The 17,729-nt window shown below is 64.1% G+C and carries 20 protein-coding genes; 5 read left to right on the forward strand and 15 right to left on the reverse strand.

The genetic code is table 11. The features are described from left to right. Positions 1-17: 17 nt before the first annotated feature. The 10 genes from KQI17_RS06340 to sufC all read right to left on the reverse strand — a co-directional run bounded on the left by KQI17_RS06340 (position 18) and on the right by sufC (position 10,369). On the reverse strand, positions 18-755 hold the full coding sequence (locus tag KQI17_RS06340; RefSeq protein ID WP_216495373.1) for an acyl-[acyl-carrier-protein] thioesterase: 738 nt from the start codon (positions 753-755) through the stop codon (positions 18-20). 19 nt (positions 756-774) lie between these two features. Then, positions 775-1,725, reverse strand: a complete 951-nt coding sequence (locus KQI17_RS06345) for an ABC transporter permease (RefSeq protein ID WP_253285717.1) — start codon at positions 1,723-1,725, stop codon at positions 775-777. After that, a complete protein-coding gene (locus KQI17_RS06350) occupies positions 1,718-2,818 on the reverse strand; it encodes an ABC transporter permease (protein WP_216495374.1) in 1,101 nt (366 codons plus the stop codon). The genes KQI17_RS06345 and KQI17_RS06350 overlap by 8 nt, the downstream gene beginning before the upstream one ends. Beyond that, positions 2,815-4,356 carry an ABC transporter ATP-binding protein gene (locus tag KQI17_RS06355; protein WP_253285718.1) on the reverse strand — a complete coding sequence of 514 codons (1,542 nt, stop codon included), beginning with the start codon at positions 4,354-4,356 and terminating at the stop codon, positions 2,815-2,817. Before KQI17_RS06355 ends, KQI17_RS06350 begins: the two co-directional genes overlap by 4 nt. A gap of 75 nt (positions 4,357-4,431) precedes the next feature. Next, complete coding sequence (locus KQI17_RS06360) at positions 4,432-5,457, reverse strand: BMP family ABC transporter substrate-binding protein (protein ID WP_216495375.1); 1,026 nt, start codon at positions 5,455-5,457, stop codon at positions 4,432-4,434. A gap of 133 nt (positions 5,458-5,590) precedes the next feature. Then, positions 5,591-6,025: a Fe-S cluster assembly sulfur transfer protein SufU gene (gene sufU / locus KQI17_RS06365; RefSeq protein WP_216495376.1), complete on the reverse strand. Its 435-nt coding sequence runs from the start codon at positions 6,023-6,025 to the stop codon at positions 5,591-5,593. Beyond that, positions 6,015-7,229: a SufS family cysteine desulfurase gene (locus KQI17_RS06370; RefSeq protein ID WP_216495377.1), complete on the reverse strand. Its 1,215-nt coding sequence runs from the start codon at positions 7,227-7,229 to the stop codon at positions 6,015-6,017. Before KQI17_RS06370 ends, sufU begins: the two co-directional genes overlap by 11 nt. Continuing rightward, positions 7,226-8,170: a SufD family Fe-S cluster assembly protein gene (locus KQI17_RS06375; RefSeq protein WP_216495378.1), complete on the reverse strand. Its 945-nt coding sequence runs from the start codon at positions 8,168-8,170 to the stop codon at positions 7,226-7,228. The genes KQI17_RS06370 and KQI17_RS06375 overlap by 4 nt, the downstream gene beginning before the upstream one ends. Positions 8,171-8,188: 18 nt before the next feature. Further along, positions 8,189-9,604, reverse strand: coding sequence for a Fe-S cluster assembly protein SufB (gene sufB / locus KQI17_RS06380; RefSeq protein ID WP_216495379.1), 1,416 nt, complete (start codon positions 9,602-9,604; stop codon positions 8,189-8,191). Between the two features lie 15 nt (positions 9,605-9,619). Then, positions 9,620-10,369, reverse strand: a complete 750-nt coding sequence (gene sufC, locus KQI17_RS06385) for a Fe-S cluster assembly ATPase SufC (RefSeq protein ID WP_216495380.1) — start codon at positions 10,367-10,369, stop codon at positions 9,620-9,622. Between the two features lie 185 nt (positions 10,370-10,554). On the opposite strand from sufC, the gene KQI17_RS06390 reads away from it, so the two are divergent. From KQI17_RS06390 to KQI17_RS06400, 3 genes are all read left to right on the forward strand, one after another. After that, on the forward strand, positions 10,555-10,878 hold the full coding sequence (locus tag KQI17_RS06390; protein WP_216495381.1) for a TfoX/Sxy family protein: 324 nt from the start codon (positions 10,555-10,557) through the stop codon (positions 10,876-10,878). A 65-nt stretch (positions 10,879-10,943) separates the two neighbouring features. Further along, a complete protein-coding gene (locus KQI17_RS06395) occupies positions 10,944-11,894 on the forward strand; it encodes a 3'-5' exoribonuclease YhaM family protein (RefSeq protein ID WP_216495382.1) in 951 nt (316 codons plus the stop codon). Positions 11,895-11,907: 13 nt separating this feature from the next. Next, positions 11,908-12,195, forward strand: a complete 288-nt coding sequence (locus tag KQI17_RS06400; RefSeq protein WP_216495383.1) for a hypothetical protein — start codon at positions 11,908-11,910, stop codon at positions 12,193-12,195. A 53-nt stretch (positions 12,196-12,248) separates the two neighbouring features. Here KQI17_RS06400 and KQI17_RS06405 read toward each other — a convergent pair whose 3' ends face one another. The 5 genes from KQI17_RS06405 to KQI17_RS06425 all read right to left on the reverse strand — a co-directional run bounded on the left by KQI17_RS06405 (position 12,249) and on the right by KQI17_RS06425 (position 15,515). Then, positions 12,249-12,809, reverse strand: a complete 561-nt coding sequence (locus tag KQI17_RS06405) for an ATP-binding cassette domain-containing protein (RefSeq protein ID WP_216495384.1) — start codon at positions 12,807-12,809, stop codon at positions 12,249-12,251. Continuing rightward, positions 12,809-13,582, reverse strand: coding sequence for an ABC transporter permease (locus tag KQI17_RS06410; RefSeq protein ID WP_216495385.1), 774 nt, complete (start codon positions 13,580-13,582; stop codon positions 12,809-12,811). The genes KQI17_RS06405 and KQI17_RS06410 overlap by 1 nt, the downstream gene beginning before the upstream one ends. 67 nt (positions 13,583-13,649) lie before the next feature. Continuing rightward, entirely contained in the window at positions 13,650-14,684 is a 1,035-nt protein-coding gene (locus KQI17_RS06415) for an ABC transporter substrate-binding protein (RefSeq protein ID WP_216495386.1), read from the reverse strand. Then, on the reverse strand, positions 14,681-14,953 hold the full coding sequence (locus KQI17_RS06420) for a TM1266 family iron-only hydrogenase system putative regulator (RefSeq protein WP_216495387.1): 273 nt from the start codon (positions 14,951-14,953) through the stop codon (positions 14,681-14,683). The genes KQI17_RS06415 and KQI17_RS06420 overlap by 4 nt, the downstream gene beginning before the upstream one ends. Before the next feature lie 232 nt (positions 14,954-15,185). After that, entirely contained in the window at positions 15,186-15,515 is a 330-nt protein-coding gene (locus KQI17_RS06425; protein ID WP_022017781.1) for a cupin domain-containing protein, read from the reverse strand. 221 nt (positions 15,516-15,736) lie between these two features. On the opposite strand from KQI17_RS06425, the gene KQI17_RS06430 reads away from it, so the two are divergent. Beyond that, entirely contained in the window at positions 15,737-16,492 is a 756-nt protein-coding gene (locus tag KQI17_RS06430) for an RNA methyltransferase (protein ID WP_216495388.1), read from the forward strand. A gap of 16 nt (positions 16,493-16,508) precedes the next feature. Further along, entirely contained in the window at positions 16,509-17,717 is a 1,209-nt protein-coding gene (dprA, locus tag KQI17_RS06435; protein WP_216495389.1) for a DNA-processing protein DprA, read from the forward strand. The last annotated feature ends 12 nt before the right edge of the window (positions 17,718-17,729 follow it).

The raw sequence follows: 17,729 nt of genomic DNA on the forward strand, positions 1-17,729 counted from the left end.
TGTGATCGTTTGCTGCTTCAACGGAGCTTCACCGCGGCGAGCACGGCGGCCTTGCCGTCCGCCTTTTTGATGGCGAGGCGGCAGCCACTCTCCTCACGGCGGCAGTAGACGTCCAGCTCCTCGCCCTCCAGACAGGGAGCGGCGTAGTGGACCTCCATCGACGCGATGCGGCCCGAGGCCAGCTCGGCGGCGGAGAAGCAGTCGAGCAGCACGCGGACGTAGGCGACGTTGTTCATGTGACGGCCGAAGTCGATGTCCGTTGAGCGGACCGTATAGCCGCGCACGAGCTCCGCCTGCGGCAGGTCGTCCGCGAAGCGGGTGGGGTGATCGGTGATGCCGGTGCGGTCGGAGAACGGAAAATCGGCGGGAAAGCCGGTCTGCGCAAACTGCATCAGCTTCTTTTCCGGGCCGAGGACGGCCCACTGCGTGCGCCCGAGGGCGAGCAGCGCGTCGCCGCGGCGCAGACTGTAGCTGCGGTAGCAGCGTATGGCCTTGCCGTCGCACGGCTCCGGCCACGTTGCGGCGGTAAGCTCATCCATGAGACCTGCGCGTTGCAGGAAGTCCACGCGCGTGTGGACGGTCAGCCAGAACTCGCCGCGCTTCGCCATCGCTGCGCCGCCGACACCGATGAGCTCGGCGTGCTGGGCGGCGATGCCCTGAAAGATGGTGAAGGCCGCGAGGGGCGAGAGCTGCGCCGCGGCGTCGCAGTAGTCGGGCGTGACGGTGATGCTTTTTTCAAAAATGCCCTGCTGCATAGCTGCCTCCGATGTGCGTTCAGCTCCGCGCGCGGCGGCTCAGCTGCTGCTGCGCCGCGTGGCGGCGGCGACGCTGCGCGTTCACCACAACGTAGACCATCATAATGATGGTGATGGCGTAGGGGATGATACCGGTGAGGTCAGAGCTGACGTAGTCCTGCAATCTCAGGCCGATGGCGTCGAAGAAACCGAACATCAGCGCCGCGAGGTAGGCCTTGGCGGGGTTCGCCGCGCCGAAGATCACGCAGGCAAAGGCGATGTAGCCGCGGGAGTTGGACATATTCTCGGCAAAGGTGCCGTTGAGGTAGCCGAGCGACAGGTGAGCGCCCGCGAGCGCGCACAGCACGCCGCAGAGGATGCTCGCGAGCCACTTCATCTTCTCCGGCTCGATGCCGGCGGTGCGCAGCGTCTCGGGCTTTTCGCCGCTCGCGCGCAGCCAGAAGCCGTAGGGGGTTTTGTAGATGAACACCCACAGCACGAGGACGAAGAGCCAGGTGAGATACACAAACAGCGAGTGACCATTGAGCACCGCGCCGAGGAAGGGAATTTTATCCAGCAGCGGAAGGTCCACCGTCGGCAGGGAGGGGAAGCCCTTCGCGCCGGAGGTGCCAAACACGGAGCGGGAGAGATAGGTCGTCAGGCCGAGCGCGAAGGTATTGAGCGCGCAGCCGATGATGAACTCGTCTGAGCGGAACTTCACGACGAAGAGCGCAAAGAACAGGCCGACGAGCAGCCCCATAAGAAGCACCAGTCCCACGCCGCCCCAGGCGGAGGTAAAGAGATAGCTGCCGAACACGCCGAAGAACGCGCCCATGAGGATCATGCCGTCCATGCCGATGTTCATGATGCCGGCGTGCTCGGTGAGCGAGCCGCCGATGGCGGCGAGCGCCACGGGCGTGGCGCGGCGGAGCATCTCGTTAAAGGTACCGGAGGAGAAAATGCTGGCGAGGATCGCGGAAAGGTCATCCATGTTTCAGTTCCTCCTTTAAGCGTTCTTCGGCGGCGCGCTTGGCTCTGCGGCGCTCGTGCGCCGCGGTGAGCGAGCGGGTGATGCCGCTCTCGGCAGCCATGCAGAAGATGATAACGGTCTGAATGATGAGGTAGATCTGCGAGGGAATGCCGATGAGCTCCATGCCCTGCGCGCCGATCTTCAGCACGGCGAAGAAGAGCGAGAGGAGGATGACGGTCACAGGCTTATACTGCGCGATCATGGCGACCATCAGGGCCTCGAAGTAGTAGTCCTTGCTCACGCTGTCGCGGTAAAGATGCTCGACGCCGTAGACGCGGAACATACCCACGAGGCCGCACATCGCGCCGGAGACGACCATGGAGAGCAGCACGATCTGATCGGTGCGCAGGCCGGAGAAGAAGGCGAAGCGCGGATTCTCGCCGGTGATGCGCATTTCGTAGCCGATGGAGGTGCGCTCCATCACATACCACACAAGGAAGGCCATCACCGCCGCGGCAAACACGGCGCTGGTGAGATTGGAGCGGGGAATGACATTGCCGAACCAGTATTGTGCGCCGAGCTGTTCGGTCGCGGCGACCATGTTCTTATTGGCATTCTTCCACGGGCCCTTGGCAAGATACTGGCAGAGGTAAGCGGCAACGGTGTTGAGCATGATGGTGGTGATGACCTCGTTGACCTTGACCTTCACCTTCAGAACGCCGGGGAGGAAAGCGTACAGGCCGCCGACCGCCATCGCGGCGAGCGCCGCGCAGACGATGACAAGGAAGCGGGGCTGCCCATCCATCCACACGCCGACCTGCGCGGCAAAGATCGCGCCGAGGAGCAGCTGACCCTCGCCGCCGACGTTGAAGATGCCGACGCGCGCGCCGAGCACGCAGGCAAGGCCGCACACGCACAGCACCATCGCGTACTCCAGAAAGTCGCCGATGTGGCGCGCGCTGTCGAACGCGCCGGAGAGCATCGCGCCGTAGGCCTCGAGCGGATGGAAGCCGGAGACGGCGAGAATGCCCGCGCCGATGAGGAAGGCGAAGAGGATCGAGAGCAGCAGCGAGAGCAGATAGCGGTAATTCACCGCGCCTGCGAGCTTTTTCATGCCTTTGCCGCCTCCTTTCCCTCACGGTGGCCGGTCATGTACCAGCCGATCTCCTCCTTGGTGATGTCACTTGTGCGGAACTCGCCGGTGATGCGCCCCTCGTACATCGTGATGATGCGGTCGGACAGGCGGAACACCTCGTCGAGGTCGGCCGAGCAGAGGAGAATGGCACAGCCGGCGTTGCGCTTTTCGATGATGCGGGTGTGGATGAATTCGATGGCGCCCACGTCCACGCCGCGCGTGGGCTGGGCGATGATGAGCACGGGGGAATCAAACGAAAATTCACGCGCGACGACGACCTTCTGCATATTGCCGCCGGACATGGAGCCGACGGCGGTGTCGATGCCCGCGCCGCGGATATCGAACCTCTCATAGACCTCCTCCGCGTAGCGCTCGATGGAGCTGCGCCGCTGATGAAACGCGAAGCCGCTGAAGGCCTTGTCGCGCTGCTTGCCCATGAGGAGGTTGTCCGTCACGCTCGCGCTCCGGCTCACGCCGGTGGCGAGACGGTCCTCGGGAATGTGGGAGAGACCGACCTTGCGGATCTCGCCCGCCGTTTTTCCGGTGACGTTCTGCCCGCAGACCTCCACCGTGCCGCGCTCGACGCGGCGCATACCGGTGATGGCCTCCAAAAGCTCGCTTTGGCCGTTGCCCTCGATGGCGGCGATGCCGAGCACCTCGCCCGCGCGGACGGACAGGCTCAGACCGTCCACGGCGACCAGCCCGCGGTCATCGCAGACCGTGAGGTCATGGACAGCAATCTGCTCCGCGCCCGCTTCGCCGGCCTTTTCCAGCCGGTCGTAGAGCACCGGGCGGCCGACCATCATCGAGGCGAGCTTTTTTTCGTCCACGTCGCAGGTGTTCTCCACGCCGATGAGCCGTCCCTTGCGCATCACGCCCACGCGGTCGCTGATTGCCATGACCTCGTAGAGCTTGTGCGTGATGATGATGACCGTCATGCCCAGCTCGCGCACCACGCGGCGGATGACGGCGAACAGCTCATCCGTCTCCTGCGGGGTGAGGACGGCGGTCGGCTCGTCCAGAATGAGAATGTCCGCACCGCGGTAGAGCGTTTTGAGAATTTCCACGCGCTGCTGAAGCCCCACGCCGATCTCGCGCACCACGGCGGCGGGATCGACCGCAAGGCCGTACTCCTCCACCAGCCTCTGCGCGGCGGCCTCGGCGGCCTTGTTGTCAAAGAGCACGCCGAGCCTGCGCGGCTCGCGGCTCATAACGATGTTCTGTGCCACGGTGAAGCTGGGCACGAGCATGAAGTGCTGGTGCACCATGCCGACGCCCATAGAGATGGCGGTTTTGGGCGAGAAGCGCTCGACCTTCCTCCCGCGGATATACACCTCGCCGTTCGTCGGCTCGTGGATGCCGTAGAGAATGTTCATCAGCGTGGTCTTGCCCGCGCCGTTCTCGCCGACGAGGGCAAAGACCTCGCCCTTTCGGATGTCGAGCGATACGTCGTCGTTGGCGAGCACGCCGGGGAACTCCATGGAGATATGGCGGAATTCGACTGCATTTTCCTGCAAGGCTCGTTACCTCACTTTCTTTGGAATAGAGGAAGCGGCGCGGCTTTTGCCGCGCCGCAAGGGAAGTGCATGAAATTACGCGCGCGTCGTCTCCACGACGATCTCGCCGGAGGCGATCTTCGCGGCCAGCTCCTCGACGGCGGCCTTGACCTCGTCGGGGACCTGCTGCGTCATGCCGCTGTCGCCGTAGCCGATGCCGACGTAGCCGGTCGCCATGTCGGCGGTCCAGGTGGTGCCGAAGCGGCTGTCGCCCGCGAGATAGGACTTGACGGCGTCATAGATGGAGCTGCCGACTTCCTTCTTCATGGAGCAGATAATGACCTCGGGGTCGATGTACTTCTGGTCGCTGTCCACGCCGATGGCGTAGAAGCCCTTCTCCTTGGCGGCCTCGAACACGCCGTCGCCGCAGGCGGAGGCGATCTGGAAGATGACGTCCGCACCCTGATCGTTGAGCGCGATGGCGCAGTCCTTGCCGACGGCGGGATCGTCGTAGGTGTTGGAGTAGTTCTTCACCACGCTGATCTCCTTGCCGTTCTCGGTGCCGTAATACTCGGCGCCCTGCGTGTAGCCGACGATGAAGTCGTTGATGGTATCGACATCGTCGCCGCCGACCGCACCGACCACGCCGGTCTCGGAGACCGCGGCGGCGATGTAGCCCGCGAGGAAGCTGCCCTCGTTCTGGGCGTAGGTGATGTTGAGCACGTTGGATACGGGCGCGCTGGTGGCGTTATCGACCCAGATCCAGTTGACCTCGGGATAGTCGGGCGCAATGGTCTCGACGTTGTAGAACTCCCAGCCGACGCAGACCACGATGTTCGCCTTCTCGGCGGCGTTCTTCATCTGGATGTCGTGGTTTTCGTTGTTGCACTCGATGACGATGGGCTTCACGCCGAGGTCGGCGACCATGCGGTCCAGGCCCTCCTTGGAGGAGTCGTAGAAGCTGCGGTCGCCGAGCTTGCCGGCTACGACCAGCGCGACGGTCAGACCGTCGGCGTCGCCGCCGTTGCCGGCATCGTCGATGGGCGCGTCGTCCTTCTTGCCGCAGGCGGCAAGGCTGAGCACCATGACGGCGCACAGCAGCACAGAGAGTAGCTTTTTCATTCCAATTTACCTCTTCAAAACATTGTAGTCTCTGCGCGGCGGATGCAGGAGAGCCGCGCAGGTATGCTCTATTATAGGCATTCCCGCGCGGCTTTGCAAGACCATATCGCAAAAATCGCGTTGTATTTTATGCTCAGGAGGACGCTTTTTCGCCCAACGCTTCGCGCAGCGTGCGCCAGCCGAGCATGGCACACTTCACGCGCGCGGGCATATGGGAGACGTCGCGCAGAGCCGAGGCCTCCTCGAGGCTGTCGATCTCCTCCTCGCTCGCCTCGCCGCGGATCATGCGCAGAAAGAGGTCGCCGAGCCGCAGAGCCTCCTCGCGGCTCTTGCCGACGATCATGCCGAGCATGATGTCAGTAGAGGCCTGCGAGATGGCGCAGCCGTCGCCGACAAAGGCCCCGTCGGCGATGGTATCGCCATCGAGCTTGAGCTTGAGCTGAATTTCGTCGCCGCAGCTCGGGTTCACGCCGTCGAGCACGAGGTCGGCGTCCGGCAGATCGTGCTTGAACTCCGGGCGGACGTTGTGCTCGGTGAGGATCTCGTTGTAGAAAGGATTAGTCGTCATAGCCCATGCGCCCCCTGACGGTGGATAGGCTGCCGACCAGCCGGTCCACATCGGTTTTGTCATTATAGAATGCGAAGCTCGCGCGCACCGTGGCGTGATAGCCGAGGAAGCGATGGAGCGGCTCGGCGCAGTGATGCCCCGCGCGGACGGCTACGCCGTCGGCGGCAAGCAGCTCGCTCACGTCGTGCGGGTGGACGTTGTCCACCACAAAGGTCAGGATGCCGTTGTGCTCCTCTGCCTGGTCCGAGCCGAGGATGCGGACGTGCGGCAGCACGCGCATCCGCGCGAGGGCGTCGGCGGTGACGGCCAGCTCACGCGCGTGGATGGTGTCGAAGCCGACGCGCTCCACATAGTCGATGGCGGCGTGCAGGCCCGCCGCGCCCGCGGCGTTGACGGTGCCGGCCTCAAATTTGTGCGGCGCCTCGGCAAACACCGCGCCCTCGCGCGTGACGGACTCGATCATCTCGCCGCCCGTGAGAAACGGCGGCATCTGCTCCAGAAGCTCGCGCCGCCCGTACAGCGCCCCGATGCCCATGGGCCCGTAGAGCTTGTGGCCGGAGAAGGCGAGGAAGTCCGCGCCCAGCTCCTGCACGTTGACCGGCAGGTGCGGCGTGCTCTGCGCGCCGTCCACCACCAGCACCGCACCCACGCGGTGCGCCAGCTCCGCGACCACGCGGATGGGGTATTCGCGTCCGAGCACGTTCGAGACCTGCTGCAGCGCGACGACCCTTGTCTTTGCCGTGATGAGCGCTTCGACCTTGTTGAGGTCCAGACTGCCGTCCGGCTCACATTCCATGAACTTGAGCTGCGCGCCGGTCTGACGGCAGACCATCTGCCAGGGAAGGATGTTGCTGTGGTGCTCCATCGTGGAGATCAGGATCTCATCGCCCGCCTTGACATGGCTGAGCCCGTAGCTGTAGGCCACAAGGTTCAGCCCCTCGGTCGTGTTGCGGGTGAAGACGATCTCCTCGCTCTGCGCCGCGCCGAGAAAGCGGGCGACGGCGGCGCGGGCGCTCTCGAGCGCGTCGGTCGCCTCGATGCTCAGCGGGTAGAGCCCGCGCAGGGGATTGGCGTTGTGGCGCGTATAGAACTCCCGCTCCGCGTCCAGCACGCACTGCGGACGCTGGGCGGTGGCGGCGCTGTCGAGATAGGCGACATCACGCTGCGCGAGCAGAGGGAAATCGGCTTTATAATTCGTGCTCATTCGCGTTCCTCCTTCGTACACAGGACCTGCGCGAGCGCACCGAGGGCGCGCGCGGAAAAGGCTTCGTCCTCCGCCATGCGCGCGAGCCGCTCCACGGCGGCGCGGGCGAGGATGGCTTCGGCGGCGGCGCGGTCGATGCCGCGGCTGGCAAAGTAAAAGAGCGTGTCCGCGTCCAGCTCGCCGATGGTTGCGCCGTGGCTGCCCTCGACGTTCTCCTCAGCGCAGAGGATGACAGGGACAGTCTTGTTTTCCGCGTCCTCGCCGAGGAGCAGGACGGTCTCGTTTTCACTGCCGACCGAGCCGGCGGAGCCGCGCTTGAAGTCAATGGTGCCGCGGAAGACCTTTTTCGCGCGCTCCATCAGCGCACCGGAAGCGTGGATCTCGCTCACGGTGCTTTTGCCGAGCTGCTCAACGGTCAGATCAATGTCCGCCGTGTCGCTCCGGCGGGCGAGGTAGCCGAGGTCGGCGCGCAGCGCCGCGCCGTCGCCCGCAAGGGAGATCTGGTGGTCGGCATAAACAGCGCCGTCGCCGAGCTGGAGGGAGATGAGGTCGAGCTTCGCGTGTTCGGCGAGCTGCGCACTCAGCTCGTGGCGCAGCACCGCGCCCTGCGCGGGATTCAGAAGCTGCACGACGCGAAGGTGCGCGCCCTCCGCTGCTGTGAGCCTGAGCTCCGCGGCAAGGGGCTGCGCGGCGGTGCAGACCTCAAAGACGGTCAGCTCCGCGCCCGCCTCGGCGGTCACGGTATAGACGCGGCGGCCGTAGGCTGCGCCGCCGTCCGCAGCCTCGATGCGGAGAGGGGCGTTTTTTCCGGAAACGGCGGTGAAGCGCTCGTTCGAGAGCAGCGTCTCCGCGTCCGTGTCCCAACGGACGGCGGCCTCGTTCACGCCGAGACGGTTCCAGGTGCGCGAAGCGGGACGGTTGACATAAATCGTTTTTTCCATATCGTTCGCTCCTTTCGCTCAGCCGATGCTGCCCTTCATCTCAAGGCGGATGAGGTTGTTCATTTCCACGGCGTATTCCAGCGGCAGCTCCTTGGACACGTTGTCCGCGAAGCCGCTGACGATCAGGGCGCGGGCGTCCTCCTCGCTCATGCCGCGGCTCATCAGGTAAAAGACCGCGTCGTTGCTGATCGCGCCGATCCTGGCCTCGTGGCCCACGGCGGCGTCGCGCGTCTTGATGTCCATGGCGGGAATGGTGTCCGAGCGCGATTCGGAGTCCAGCATCAGGGACTGGCAGGAAACTGCGCTTTTCGCGCCCTTTGCGCTCTTTTCCACTACGACGCTCGAGCGGAAGGTGCTCACGCCGCCGCTTTTGCTGATCGAGCGCGTGTTCATATAGCTGCTGGTGTTTTTGCCGACATGGACGACCTTTGCGCCCGTGTCGAGGTCCTGTCCCGCGCCGGCAAAGGTCACGCCGGTGAACTCCATGCGGGAATCGTCGCCCTTGAGGATGCTCATGGGGTACAGGCAGCCCACATGGGAGCCGAAGGAACCGGACACCCACTCGATCGTGCCGCCCTCCTCCACCAGCGCCCGCTTGGTGTTGAGGTTATACATATTCTTCGACCAGTTCTCGATGGTCGAGTAGCGCAGCTTGGCATTCTTTTTGACGTAAAGCTCCACGCAGCCCGCGTGGAGGTTCGCCACGTTGTACTTGGGAGCGGAGCAGCCCTCGATGAAGTGCAGGCTCGCGCCCTCGTCCACGATGATGAGCGTGTGCTCGAACTGGCCCGCGCCCTTGGCATTGAGCCGGAAGTAGGACTGGAGCGGAATGGAGAGGTGTACGCCCTTGGGGACATACACAAACGAGCCGCCGGACCACACCGCCCCGTGGAGCGCGGCAAACTTGTGGTCGCGCGGGGTGACGAGCTTCATGAAATACTTGCGCACCATGTCGGCATACTCGCCCTTGAGGGCGCTTTCCATATCGGTGTAGACTACGCCCTCGGCGGCGACCTCGTCGCGCACATTATGGTAAACCAGCTCGGAGTCGTACTGCGCGCCCACGCCGGCGAGCGACTTGCGCTCCGCCTGCGGGATGCCCAGACGCTCAAAGGTATCCTTGATGTCCTGCGGCACGTTCGCCCAGTCGTTCTGCATCTTCGTGTTCGGGCGGACATAGGTGGCGATGTGGTCGATGTCCAGCCCCTCGAGCGAGGGGCCCCAGTCGGGCAGGCGCAGCTCGTTGTAGATCTGGAGCGATTGCAGCCGGAACTGCTGCATCCACACGGGGTCGCCCTTTTCCTTGGACAGCTTGTCCACGATCTCCGGCGTCAGACCGGACTCCATGCGGTAGGCGTCGTGCTCCGCGTCGCGGATGTCGTAAATGCTGCGGTCCACATCCGCGACGTAGGTTTTTTCTCTGTTCTCTGCCATGCCGATGTCACCGCCTTACTCGGTTTTCAGGCTGCCGAAGCCCTTTTCGTTGATGGCCTCGACCAGCTCGGCCCCGCCGTTTTTCACGATGACGCCGTTTTCCATGACGTGCGCGGCGTCGACGTGCAGCGCCTCCAGAATGCGCGTGGAGTGCGTGATGATGAGGAGCGAGCCGTGCGTGCGCTCACGAAAGAGCCGCACGCCCTCGGACACCGTGCGCACGGCGTCCACATCCAGACCGGAGTCGGTCTCGTCGAGGATGGCGAGCTTCGGCTCGAGCATAAGCATCTGCAAAATTTCGGCTTTCTTTTTCTCGCCGCCGGAAAAGCCCACGTTCAGGTCGCGCTCGGCATAGCTCTCGTCCATGCTCAGCAGCCTCATGGTCTCCCTCAGGCACTTTTTGAAGTCCCAAAGCCGCAGGCGGTCGCCGGTCTTCTGCTCCAGCGCGCTGCGGATGAAGGCGCTGAGCGTCACGCCCGGCACCTCCAGCGGGTTCTGGAAGGAGAGGAAGATGCCGCGCTTGGCGCGCTCATTGACCGGCAGGGCGGTGATGTCCTCGCCGTCAAATACGATGCTGCCGCTCGTCACGGTGTAGACCGGATTGCCGGTGACGGCGTAGCCGAGCGTGGATTTTCCCGTGCCGTTCGGCCCCATGAGAACGTGCGTCTCGTCGCGCCCGACCGTGAGGTCAACGCCGTGAAGGATCTCCTTTTCCCCCGCGCTGACGTGCAGGCTATTGACCTCTAAAAGTGCTTTGTTTTTCATGCTGCTTGCCCTCGTTTCTGCGTCTGCCCGATCGGACAGCTCTATAATCCTATCAAGTTGATAGGATTATAAGACGATAAACCTATAATGTCAATAGGGATTATGAAAATTTTCAGGCCGTCCACACCTATTTGAACACTTGCACAGGTCGCGCCGCGCTGGTATCATAAAAGCGAGGTGAGAATATGGCAACAACAAAGGATTACATTGAATACGTCTGCGAGCGCCTGCACGGCGCGGGCGGGCTGCGTTACCGCAAAATGTTCGGGGAATACATGGTCTATGTCAACGATAAGCCCGTGCTGCTCGTGTGCGACAACACGGTGTTCGTGAAGATCGTGCCGGAGCTTGCCGCGCTCATGGCGGACGCGGAGCGCGGCCTGCCCTATGAGGGCGCGAAGGAGCACTATATCCTCGATATCGACGATACCGACCTCGCACGGCAGGTCGTCGCGGTGCTGGAGACGGTCACGCCGCTGCCGAAGCCGAAAAAGAAGAAGGCCGAGTAGCTTGCCAGCGCCGCGCCGGTGTGCTACAATAGGCGGGAAAATCAGAAAAAGCGAGGAAGCGAACCATGGAATACGATCTGCCCGTCGCGCAGATGGCGCGCGGCGACGATATCGAGGGCTTTTACGTCCTCAAATCCGCCTTTTCCAAGGTGGCGAACAACGGCAAGCCCTTTTTGAACCTGACCCTTTCGGACCGGACCGGCGCGGTCGACGCGAAGGTGTGGGACTACCCCGGCCCCATCGGCGCGGCGGACGAGGGCAAGGTCGTGAAGATCCGCGGCAGCGTGTCGGAGTTCCGCGGGGCCTTGCAGGTGACGGTGGAGCGCATCCGCCTCGCAGGCGAGGACGACCGTTACGATGTGACCGCGCTCGTACCCACCGCGCCCATCGACGGGGAGGCGATGTACGCCTCGGTCGAAGCACTGCTCGACTCCATCACGGACGCCGATTATAAGGCGGTCTGCCGTGAGCTGCTGCGCCGCCACAGCGAGAGCTTCCGCACCATCCCCGCCGCCAAGAGCGTCCACCACGGCTTTCTGTATGGCCTTCTGATGCACACGGGCAATATGATGCAGCTCGCCGACTTCCTCGCCGGTATGTATGCCGACACGGTGGACCGCAGCCTGCTGCTCGCGGGCACGTTCGCGCACGATCTGCAAAAGGAGCGCGAGTTCCGCTTCTCCGCCCTCGGCCTGGTGACGGACTATTCCGTGCCGGGCCAGCTGCTCGGCCACCTTGTCATGGGCGCGCAGGAGATTGCGGAGATCGCGAAGGAGCTGGACGTTTCGGAGGAGAAGTCTGTTCTGCTCCGGCACCTCGTTCTCTCCCACCACGGCGAGCCGGAGTTCGGTGCGGCGGTGCGCCCGGTCTGCGCCGAGAGCGAGCTTTTGAGCTACATCGACATGATCGACAGCCGCATGGAGATCTACCGCGAGGTGCTCGGCGCCACGCCGCTCGGCGGCTTCAGCGACCGCGTGTTCGCACTCGACGGCAAGAAGCTCTATCACCACGAATGAGGAGGAAAGAGGGATGCATCCATACTTTTCGGTCATGGACGAGCGCTGGTTTCACCGCGCCTTCGTCTACACCGGCTCGGTGACCGACCGCGAAAAAAACCTTGACTTCCGCTATCGCTATGAGCAGGTCAAGGGCGACGACGGCGACGCGCTCAAGGCTTCGACCTACTCCGACCTCTGCTACGAGCTGGCACAGGACGTGGAGGAGGAGATCTTCCCCTGGACGGACGAGGGCGTGGAGGCGCTGAAGGCGTGGTATCAGTCGCAGTACGAAAAATTCCTCGCCGCGCATGAGGCATGAAGCATGATAAAAAAGAGAGCCGCTTTCCGTCGGAAAGCGGCTCTCCTTTTCGGTCATTGCAGGCGGACCTCCGCGCCGGTGAGGGCGTCGTCCTCGTGCGAGACGAGAAGGACGATCTTCTCCCGTGCGGCCCGCGCGACGCAGCGCTGCGCCGCGGCGCGGTTGTCCGCGTCGAGTCCGGTGAACGGCTCGTCGAGCGCGAGTGCGTCCGAGGGCGCGAGCAGGGCGCGCGCGAGGGCCAGGCGGCGCTTCATGCCGCCGGACCAGTCCCGCACCCGCTTGCCTCCCACCTCGCCGAGCCCCAGCTCCGCGAGCAGGGCGCGCGCGGCGGTCTCGTCGTAAGCCGCGCCGAGCGCGAAGCGCAGGTTGCCTGCGGCGTCGAGCTGCTCGAGCAGGCGGTCCTCCTGAAAGACCGCCGCCCAGCGGAAGCGGCCCGCGTTCGTCGCGCCGCCGTCAGGACTCTCCAGCCCCAGCAGAATGCGCAGCAGCGTCGTTTTGCCGATGCCGGAGCTGCCCGTGACGCGCGTGAGGCCGGTTTCGGCGGTAAAGCTCACGCCTTGCAGCACCGCTGTGCCGCCGTAGCTTTTGCGGAGATCTTCCACCCGAAGCTCCATCAGGCGCACCACCTTTCCGTCAGCGCGTCCACGCCGCGCAGGAACAGTCCTTCAAACAAAACGGAGAGCAGCACGATCACCGCCGTCCACGCGAAGAGGTCGGCGGTCTGGAAGTAGACCTTGGCGGTGTAGAGCCGTTCGCCGATGGTGCCGGAGCACAGGCCGATGACCTCCGCCGCCGTGCCGGCCTTCCACGAAAGGCCCAGCGCCGTATCGGCGGCCGCGCGGAAGTAGGGCAGCACCTGCGGCAAATCAACGCCGTGCAGCCGCCGTGAGAACGGCACGCGGAACACCCGCGCCATCTCAAGAAGCTCGCGGCTCGTGCCGCGGATGCCCTCAAGCACGTTGCGGTACACGACGGGAAAGGCCATCAGCGTGGTGATGAAGAGCGGCAGTCGGCGGCTCTCGAGCCACACGAGCGCGAGGATGATGAACGACGCGACCGGCACGGCCTTGACGGCGGACACGAGCGGCGCGAGCAGCTCCTCCGCGCGGCGGTACCGCGCGGCAAGTGCGGCAAGCACGACCGCCAGCGCGCAGGCGAGCAGAAAGCCGCCGAGGATGCGCGCGGCCGAGGTGAGTACCGTCCGCCAGAACGCGGCGGTGACTGCCAACTCCCCGAGCCGCACGAGCGCCGAAAGGGGCGAGGCCAGCAGCAGAGCACCGTGTGGATAGAGGGCGGCGAGCGCCATGCTCGCGCCCTGCCATACGAGCAGCCAGAACACGACCGCCCAAAGGCGGACGCTTTTTTTCTTCGGCTTCACGGCGGTCATCTCCTTTCCAATGGGGTGTCGGCCTTACTGTGTGACGGTGGTGGGACAGCGCCCGCCGCAGAAAAGATCACGCGAAATAGAAGCTGTTGTCCGGCATCGCGCCTCCGACGGCGGCGGGATCGGCGTTGTAGAGCACAGAGAGATAGCCGGGCAGCTTTTCAAGAAGTTCCGCTCCTGTGATGCAGACAATATTGCAGTAAGGCAGGGCCTTTTCCGCTACGGCGGCATCCACGATGCCGTATTCGCCGATGAGCGCGGCGGCGTCGGCGGTGTTGGCGTTGACCCAGTCCACGCTTGCGGCGTAATAGGAGAGGAAGGTGCCGACGGCGGCGGGGTGCGCCTCGACAAAGTCACTGCGGGCGACGATCACGCCGGTGATGAGCGCGGAACCATTGTCCAGCTTATCCCACTCCTCGGTGAGATCAAGCGCCATACGCAGACCGTCAATTTTGCTCTGCGCCACGGTGACAAAGGGCTGGGGCAGCAGGGCGATGCTCGCCTGACCGCTTGCCAGCGCCGCGACGCATTCGCTGTGCTCACTCTTCCAGTCGAGCGTCACGTCGGCGTCGGGGTCGATGCCGTTTTCGCTGAGAAGATAGCGCAGGGCGTACTCGGGTGTGCTGCCCTTGCCCGCGGCCACGACGGTCTTGCCCTTGAGGTCGGCGAGGGACTGTACGCTCTCGCCGTTTTCCACAATGTAGAGCACACCCAGCGTGTTGACCGCCAGCACCTGCACCGCGCCCTCGGTCTTGTTGTACAGCACGGCGGCGAGGTTCGCGGGCACACAAGCCATGTCCAGCTCGCCCTTGATGAGCGCGGGCGTCACCTCGTCGGCGGAGCCGGCGAGCGTGAAGTCATAGAGCGGTCCGTTCGCGGAGGAGGGCGCGTCGCTTATGAGCTTGACAAGTCCCATCGCCGTGGGACCCTTGAGCGCGGCGATGCGGGCGGTGACAGGGGCCTCGGTCTCCTGCGCGGGCGTATCCGGTGTTTCGGCCGGGTCAGTGGTCTCCGCGGGCTTCTGCGCGCAGGCAGCGAGCGAGAGAGCAAGCGCCAGCGTCAGGCACAGGGCAAAAAACTTTTTGAGTGATTTCAGTGATTTCATTTAGCAGCTTCCTTTCTGATAGCGGCGTCGGGGGCGTAGACGGTCTTGGTGGTGATGCCGTCGAGTCGGCCCAGCTTGCCCGACAGGGCGGAGATGACGTCGTTCGGCGCGTCGAGCGCCACACTGATGATGTTCACGCCGCGCTCCCGGTAGGGAACTCCCATCCGTCCGATGATGTACGGCCTGTATTGGTGCAGCAGCTCGTTGAGCGCCTGCACGGAGCTTCCCTCCTGCACGATGACGGCCAGCACGGCGACGCGCGTTTCCATAGACATGACCTCCCGAAAAATAAGAGTATCCCTCCCGCCGCACGGCAGGAGGGATGGAAAAACCGGTACCGGACACAGCCGCCGGCTGTGCCTTGCTTTTCCTCCTCTTTCGGCTCGGGCTTGCCCTCGCCGGCAGAACGGCAGAATAAATGATACGGTCCGCCGGTCAGAGCGTACTTCCCGGGGACGAAGCGATGATAGCACAGAGCGTTCGCGCTGTCAAGCGCGGCGCTCAGAACACCACGACGAGCAGCATCTTGAATGGCTCCTGCCCATACACCGCGTGCGGATGCCTGGCGGGCATGACGATGCTCTCGCCCTCGCGGAGCAGATACTCCTTGCCGTCGATGGTGATGCGGCCCATGCCGTCGAGGCAGGTGACGAAGGCGTCGCCGCCGGACTCGTGCGTGCTGATCTCCTCACCCTTATCGAAGGAGAAAAGCGTCACGCTCAGCGCGGCGTTCTGCGCGAGCGTCTTGCTCACGACCTGCCCCTTCTGATAGGCGACCTCGTCCTTGAGCGTCAGGACCTCTGCCTTGGAAATGTTCTTCAAACCGGTCATGGAAACAAACCTCCTTGTTATGCCGTGCCTTAGTTTATGGAGAATTATAGCAGAAAAATGGAAAAGCGTCTGTTGCGGACGCAACACCGCGAATCAAAAATTTTGCCGCATCCCGTCGAAGACTGCGGCTTGACATTTGGAAACGATACCTATATTATAAAGCCACACTTATCATGCGGAAGTGTTGCCAAAAATATACCGGAAAGCGAGGGGAGCAGAGCATGGAGCACATTACCAGCCGTCAGAACGTGCTGATGACGCACATCCGAAAGCTGAACGCCTCCCGCGCCTATCGCCGCGCGAGCGGCGAATACCTCTGCGACGGCGTGAAGCTGCTCGAGGAGGCGCTTCGGTGGAACGCGCCGCTCAAAACGGTCGTGCTTTCCGAGGGCGTGGACGCTCCCGCACTTCCCTCCGGCGTGCGCGCCGTGCGGGTGCCCGCCGATGTGATGCGCTCGATCAGCCCGATGGAAACGCCGCAGGGCGCGCTCTTTACCGTGCGCCTGCCGGACACCGCGCTGCCCGAAATGCTGACCGGCGCGCACTACCTTGTGCTCGACGGCGTGCAGGACCCCGGCAACGTGGGCACCATCCTGCGCACGGCGGACGCCTTTGACTGCGACGGTGTGTTTCTCGTCAACGCCTGCGCCGACCCCTACAGCCCCAAAACGGCGCGCGCCACGATGGGCGCGGTCTTTCGCCGCGATGTGTACCAATGCACGGCGGACGAGCTGTGCGCGCTGCTTCAAAAAAGCAATCTGCCGCTTTACGGCACGGCGCTGCGGAACGACACCGTGAGCCTGCGCGATGCGGAGCTTTCCCGCGCGGCGGTCGCTATCGGCAGCGAGGGGCGCGGGCTGAGTGCGGAGATCCTTTCAAAATGTGAGAAAACCATCAAGATCCCCATGTCGCCGCGCTGCGAATCGCTCAACGCGGCGGTCGCCGCGAGCGTGGTGCTGTGGGAAATGTACCGATAGAGAGGAGGGAGCGGACATGGCGGGACTCAAATACTGGGTCTGGCTGAACGAATGCCGGGGGCTGACGAATCGCTCCCGCGCGCTGCTGCTCGACCACTTCGGCTCGCCCGAGGATGTCTACTACGCCGACGAGGCGGAGTATGCGCTGGTCGAGGGCTTATCCAAAAAGCAGATCGAGCTGCTCGCCGACAAATCGACGGACGGTGCGGACAAAATTCTCGGTGACTGCCAGCGTCTCGGCCTGCGCATCCTGACAATGCAGGACGCGGACTATCCCGCGCGGCTGCGCGGCATCTTCGAGCCGCCCTGCCTTCTGTACGTCAAGGGCACGCTGCCGGCGTTCGATGAAGAGGTCGCCGTCGCGATGGTCGGCACCCGCGCCTGTACGCCCTACGGCACGCAGAGCGCGGAGAAGATCGCCTACGGCTTGGCCAAGCAGGGGGCGCTCGTTGTCTCCGGTGCGGCGCGGGGCATCGACTCGGCGGCCCACCGCGGCGCACTCCGCGCGGGCGGCGTGACCGTCGCCGTGCTCGGCAACGGTCTGGACGTGGTGTATCCCGAGGAAAACGCGGGCCTTTACCGCGACATTGCCGCCACGGGCGCGCTGCTGTCCGAATACCCGCCGGGAACGGCGGCGGAGGGCTGGCATTTTCCCATCCGCAACCGCATCATCAGCGGCTTGTGTCTTGCGACCGTGGTGGTCGAAGCGCCGCTCGAGCGTTCGGGCGCGCTCATCACCGCCAATACGGCGCTCGAGCAGGGACGCGACGTGTTTGCGGTCCCCGGCCCCATCGACGCGAGCGCGAGCCGCGGCTGCAACCGCCTCATCGCCGACGGCGCGGGTCTTGTGAGCGAGAGCTGGGACATTCTGCGCGAGTATCAGGCGATGTATCCGCATAAAATTCTCGGCGAGCGGGTCGAGCTGCCCCACGCGCTCGGCTATCAGGCGCGGACGGAGCAGGCGGAGGCAAAGGCGGCCGAGACGCCCGCGGAAGCGGAAGCGCTGCCGGCGCTCGACCTGACCGGCGACCACGGCCTGACGGACGATCAGATGAAGCTCCTGCGCGAGCTCGCGCAGGGAGAAAAGCAGGTGGACGATCTGATCGAGCTGACGCAGATCCCCACGCGGCGCGTGCTTTCGGCGCTCACCATGCTCGAGCTCGACGGCTATGTGGCCCAGAGCGGCGGCAAGCGCTTTTCCATTCAGGTGGAACTAAAGGAATGAAGGAGTCAAATA

Source organism: Oscillibacter sp. MSJ-31 (genome assembly GCF_018918025.1).
Taxonomy (GTDB): Bacteria; Bacillota; Clostridia; order Oscillospirales; family Oscillospiraceae; genus Hominicoprocola.

What these genes read in the sequence shown, in the direction of transcription:
- KQI17_RS06340 (WP_216495373.1), bottom strand. Translation starts at nt 755, where the DNA reads ATGCAGCAGGGCATTTTTGAAAAAAGCATCACCGTCACGCCCGACTAC.
- KQI17_RS06345 (WP_253285717.1), bottom strand. Translation starts at nt 1,725, where the DNA reads ATGGATGACCTTTCCGCGATCCTCGCCAGCATTTTCTCCTCCGGTACC.
- KQI17_RS06350 (WP_216495374.1), bottom strand. Translation starts at nt 2,818, where the DNA reads ATGAAAAAGCTCGCAGGCGCGGTGAATTACCGCTATCTGCTCTCGCTG.
- KQI17_RS06360 (WP_216495375.1), bottom strand. Translation starts at nt 5,457, where the DNA reads ATGAAAAAGCTACTCTCTGTGCTGCTGTGCGCCGTCATGGTGCTCAGC.
- sufU (WP_216495376.1), bottom strand. Translation starts at nt 6,025, where the DNA reads ATGACGACTAATCCTTTCTACAACGAGATCCTCACCGAGCACAACGTC.
- KQI17_RS06370 (WP_216495377.1), bottom strand. Translation starts at nt 7,229, where the DNA reads ATGAGCACGAATTATAAAGCCGATTTCCCTCTGCTCGCGCAGCGTGAT.
- KQI17_RS06375 (WP_216495378.1), bottom strand. Translation starts at nt 8,170, where the DNA reads ATGGAAAAAACGATTTATGTCAACCGTCCCGCTTCGCGCACCTGGAAC.
- sufB (WP_216495379.1), bottom strand. Translation starts at nt 9,604, where the DNA reads ATGGCAGAGAACAGAGAAAAAACCTACGTCGCGGATGTGGACCGCAGC.
- sufC (WP_216495380.1), bottom strand. Translation starts at nt 10,369, where the DNA reads ATGAAAAACAAAGCACTTTTAGAGGTCAATAGCCTGCACGTCAGCGCG.
- KQI17_RS06390 (WP_216495381.1), top strand. Translation starts at nt 10,555, where the DNA reads ATGGCAACAACAAAGGATTACATTGAATACGTCTGCGAGCGCCTGCAC.
- KQI17_RS06395 (WP_216495382.1), top strand. Translation starts at nt 10,944, where the DNA reads ATGGAATACGATCTGCCCGTCGCGCAGATGGCGCGCGGCGACGATATC.
- KQI17_RS06400 (WP_216495383.1), top strand. Translation starts at nt 11,908, where the DNA reads ATGCATCCATACTTTTCGGTCATGGACGAGCGCTGGTTTCACCGCGCC.
- KQI17_RS06405 (WP_216495384.1), bottom strand. Translation starts at nt 12,809, where the DNA reads ATGGAGCTTCGGGTGGAAGATCTCCGCAAAAGCTACGGCGGCACAGCG.
- KQI17_RS06410 (WP_216495385.1), bottom strand. Translation starts at nt 13,582, where the DNA reads ATGACCGCCGTGAAGCCGAAGAAAAAAAGCGTCCGCCTTTGGGCGGTC.
- KQI17_RS06415 (WP_216495386.1), bottom strand. Translation starts at nt 14,684, where the DNA reads ATGAAATCACTGAAATCACTCAAAAAGTTTTTTGCCCTGTGCCTGACG.
- KQI17_RS06420 (WP_216495387.1), bottom strand. Translation starts at nt 14,953, where the DNA reads ATGGAAACGCGCGTCGCCGTGCTGGCCGTCATCGTGCAGGAGGGAAGC.
- KQI17_RS06425 (WP_022017781.1), bottom strand. Translation starts at nt 15,515, where the DNA reads ATGACCGGTTTGAAGAACATTTCCAAGGCAGAGGTCCTGACGCTCAAG.
- KQI17_RS06430 (WP_216495388.1), top strand. Translation starts at nt 15,737, where the DNA reads ATGGAGCACATTACCAGCCGTCAGAACGTGCTGATGACGCACATCCGA.
- dprA (WP_216495389.1), top strand. Translation starts at nt 16,509, where the DNA reads ATGGCGGGACTCAAATACTGGGTCTGGCTGAACGAATGCCGGGGGCTG.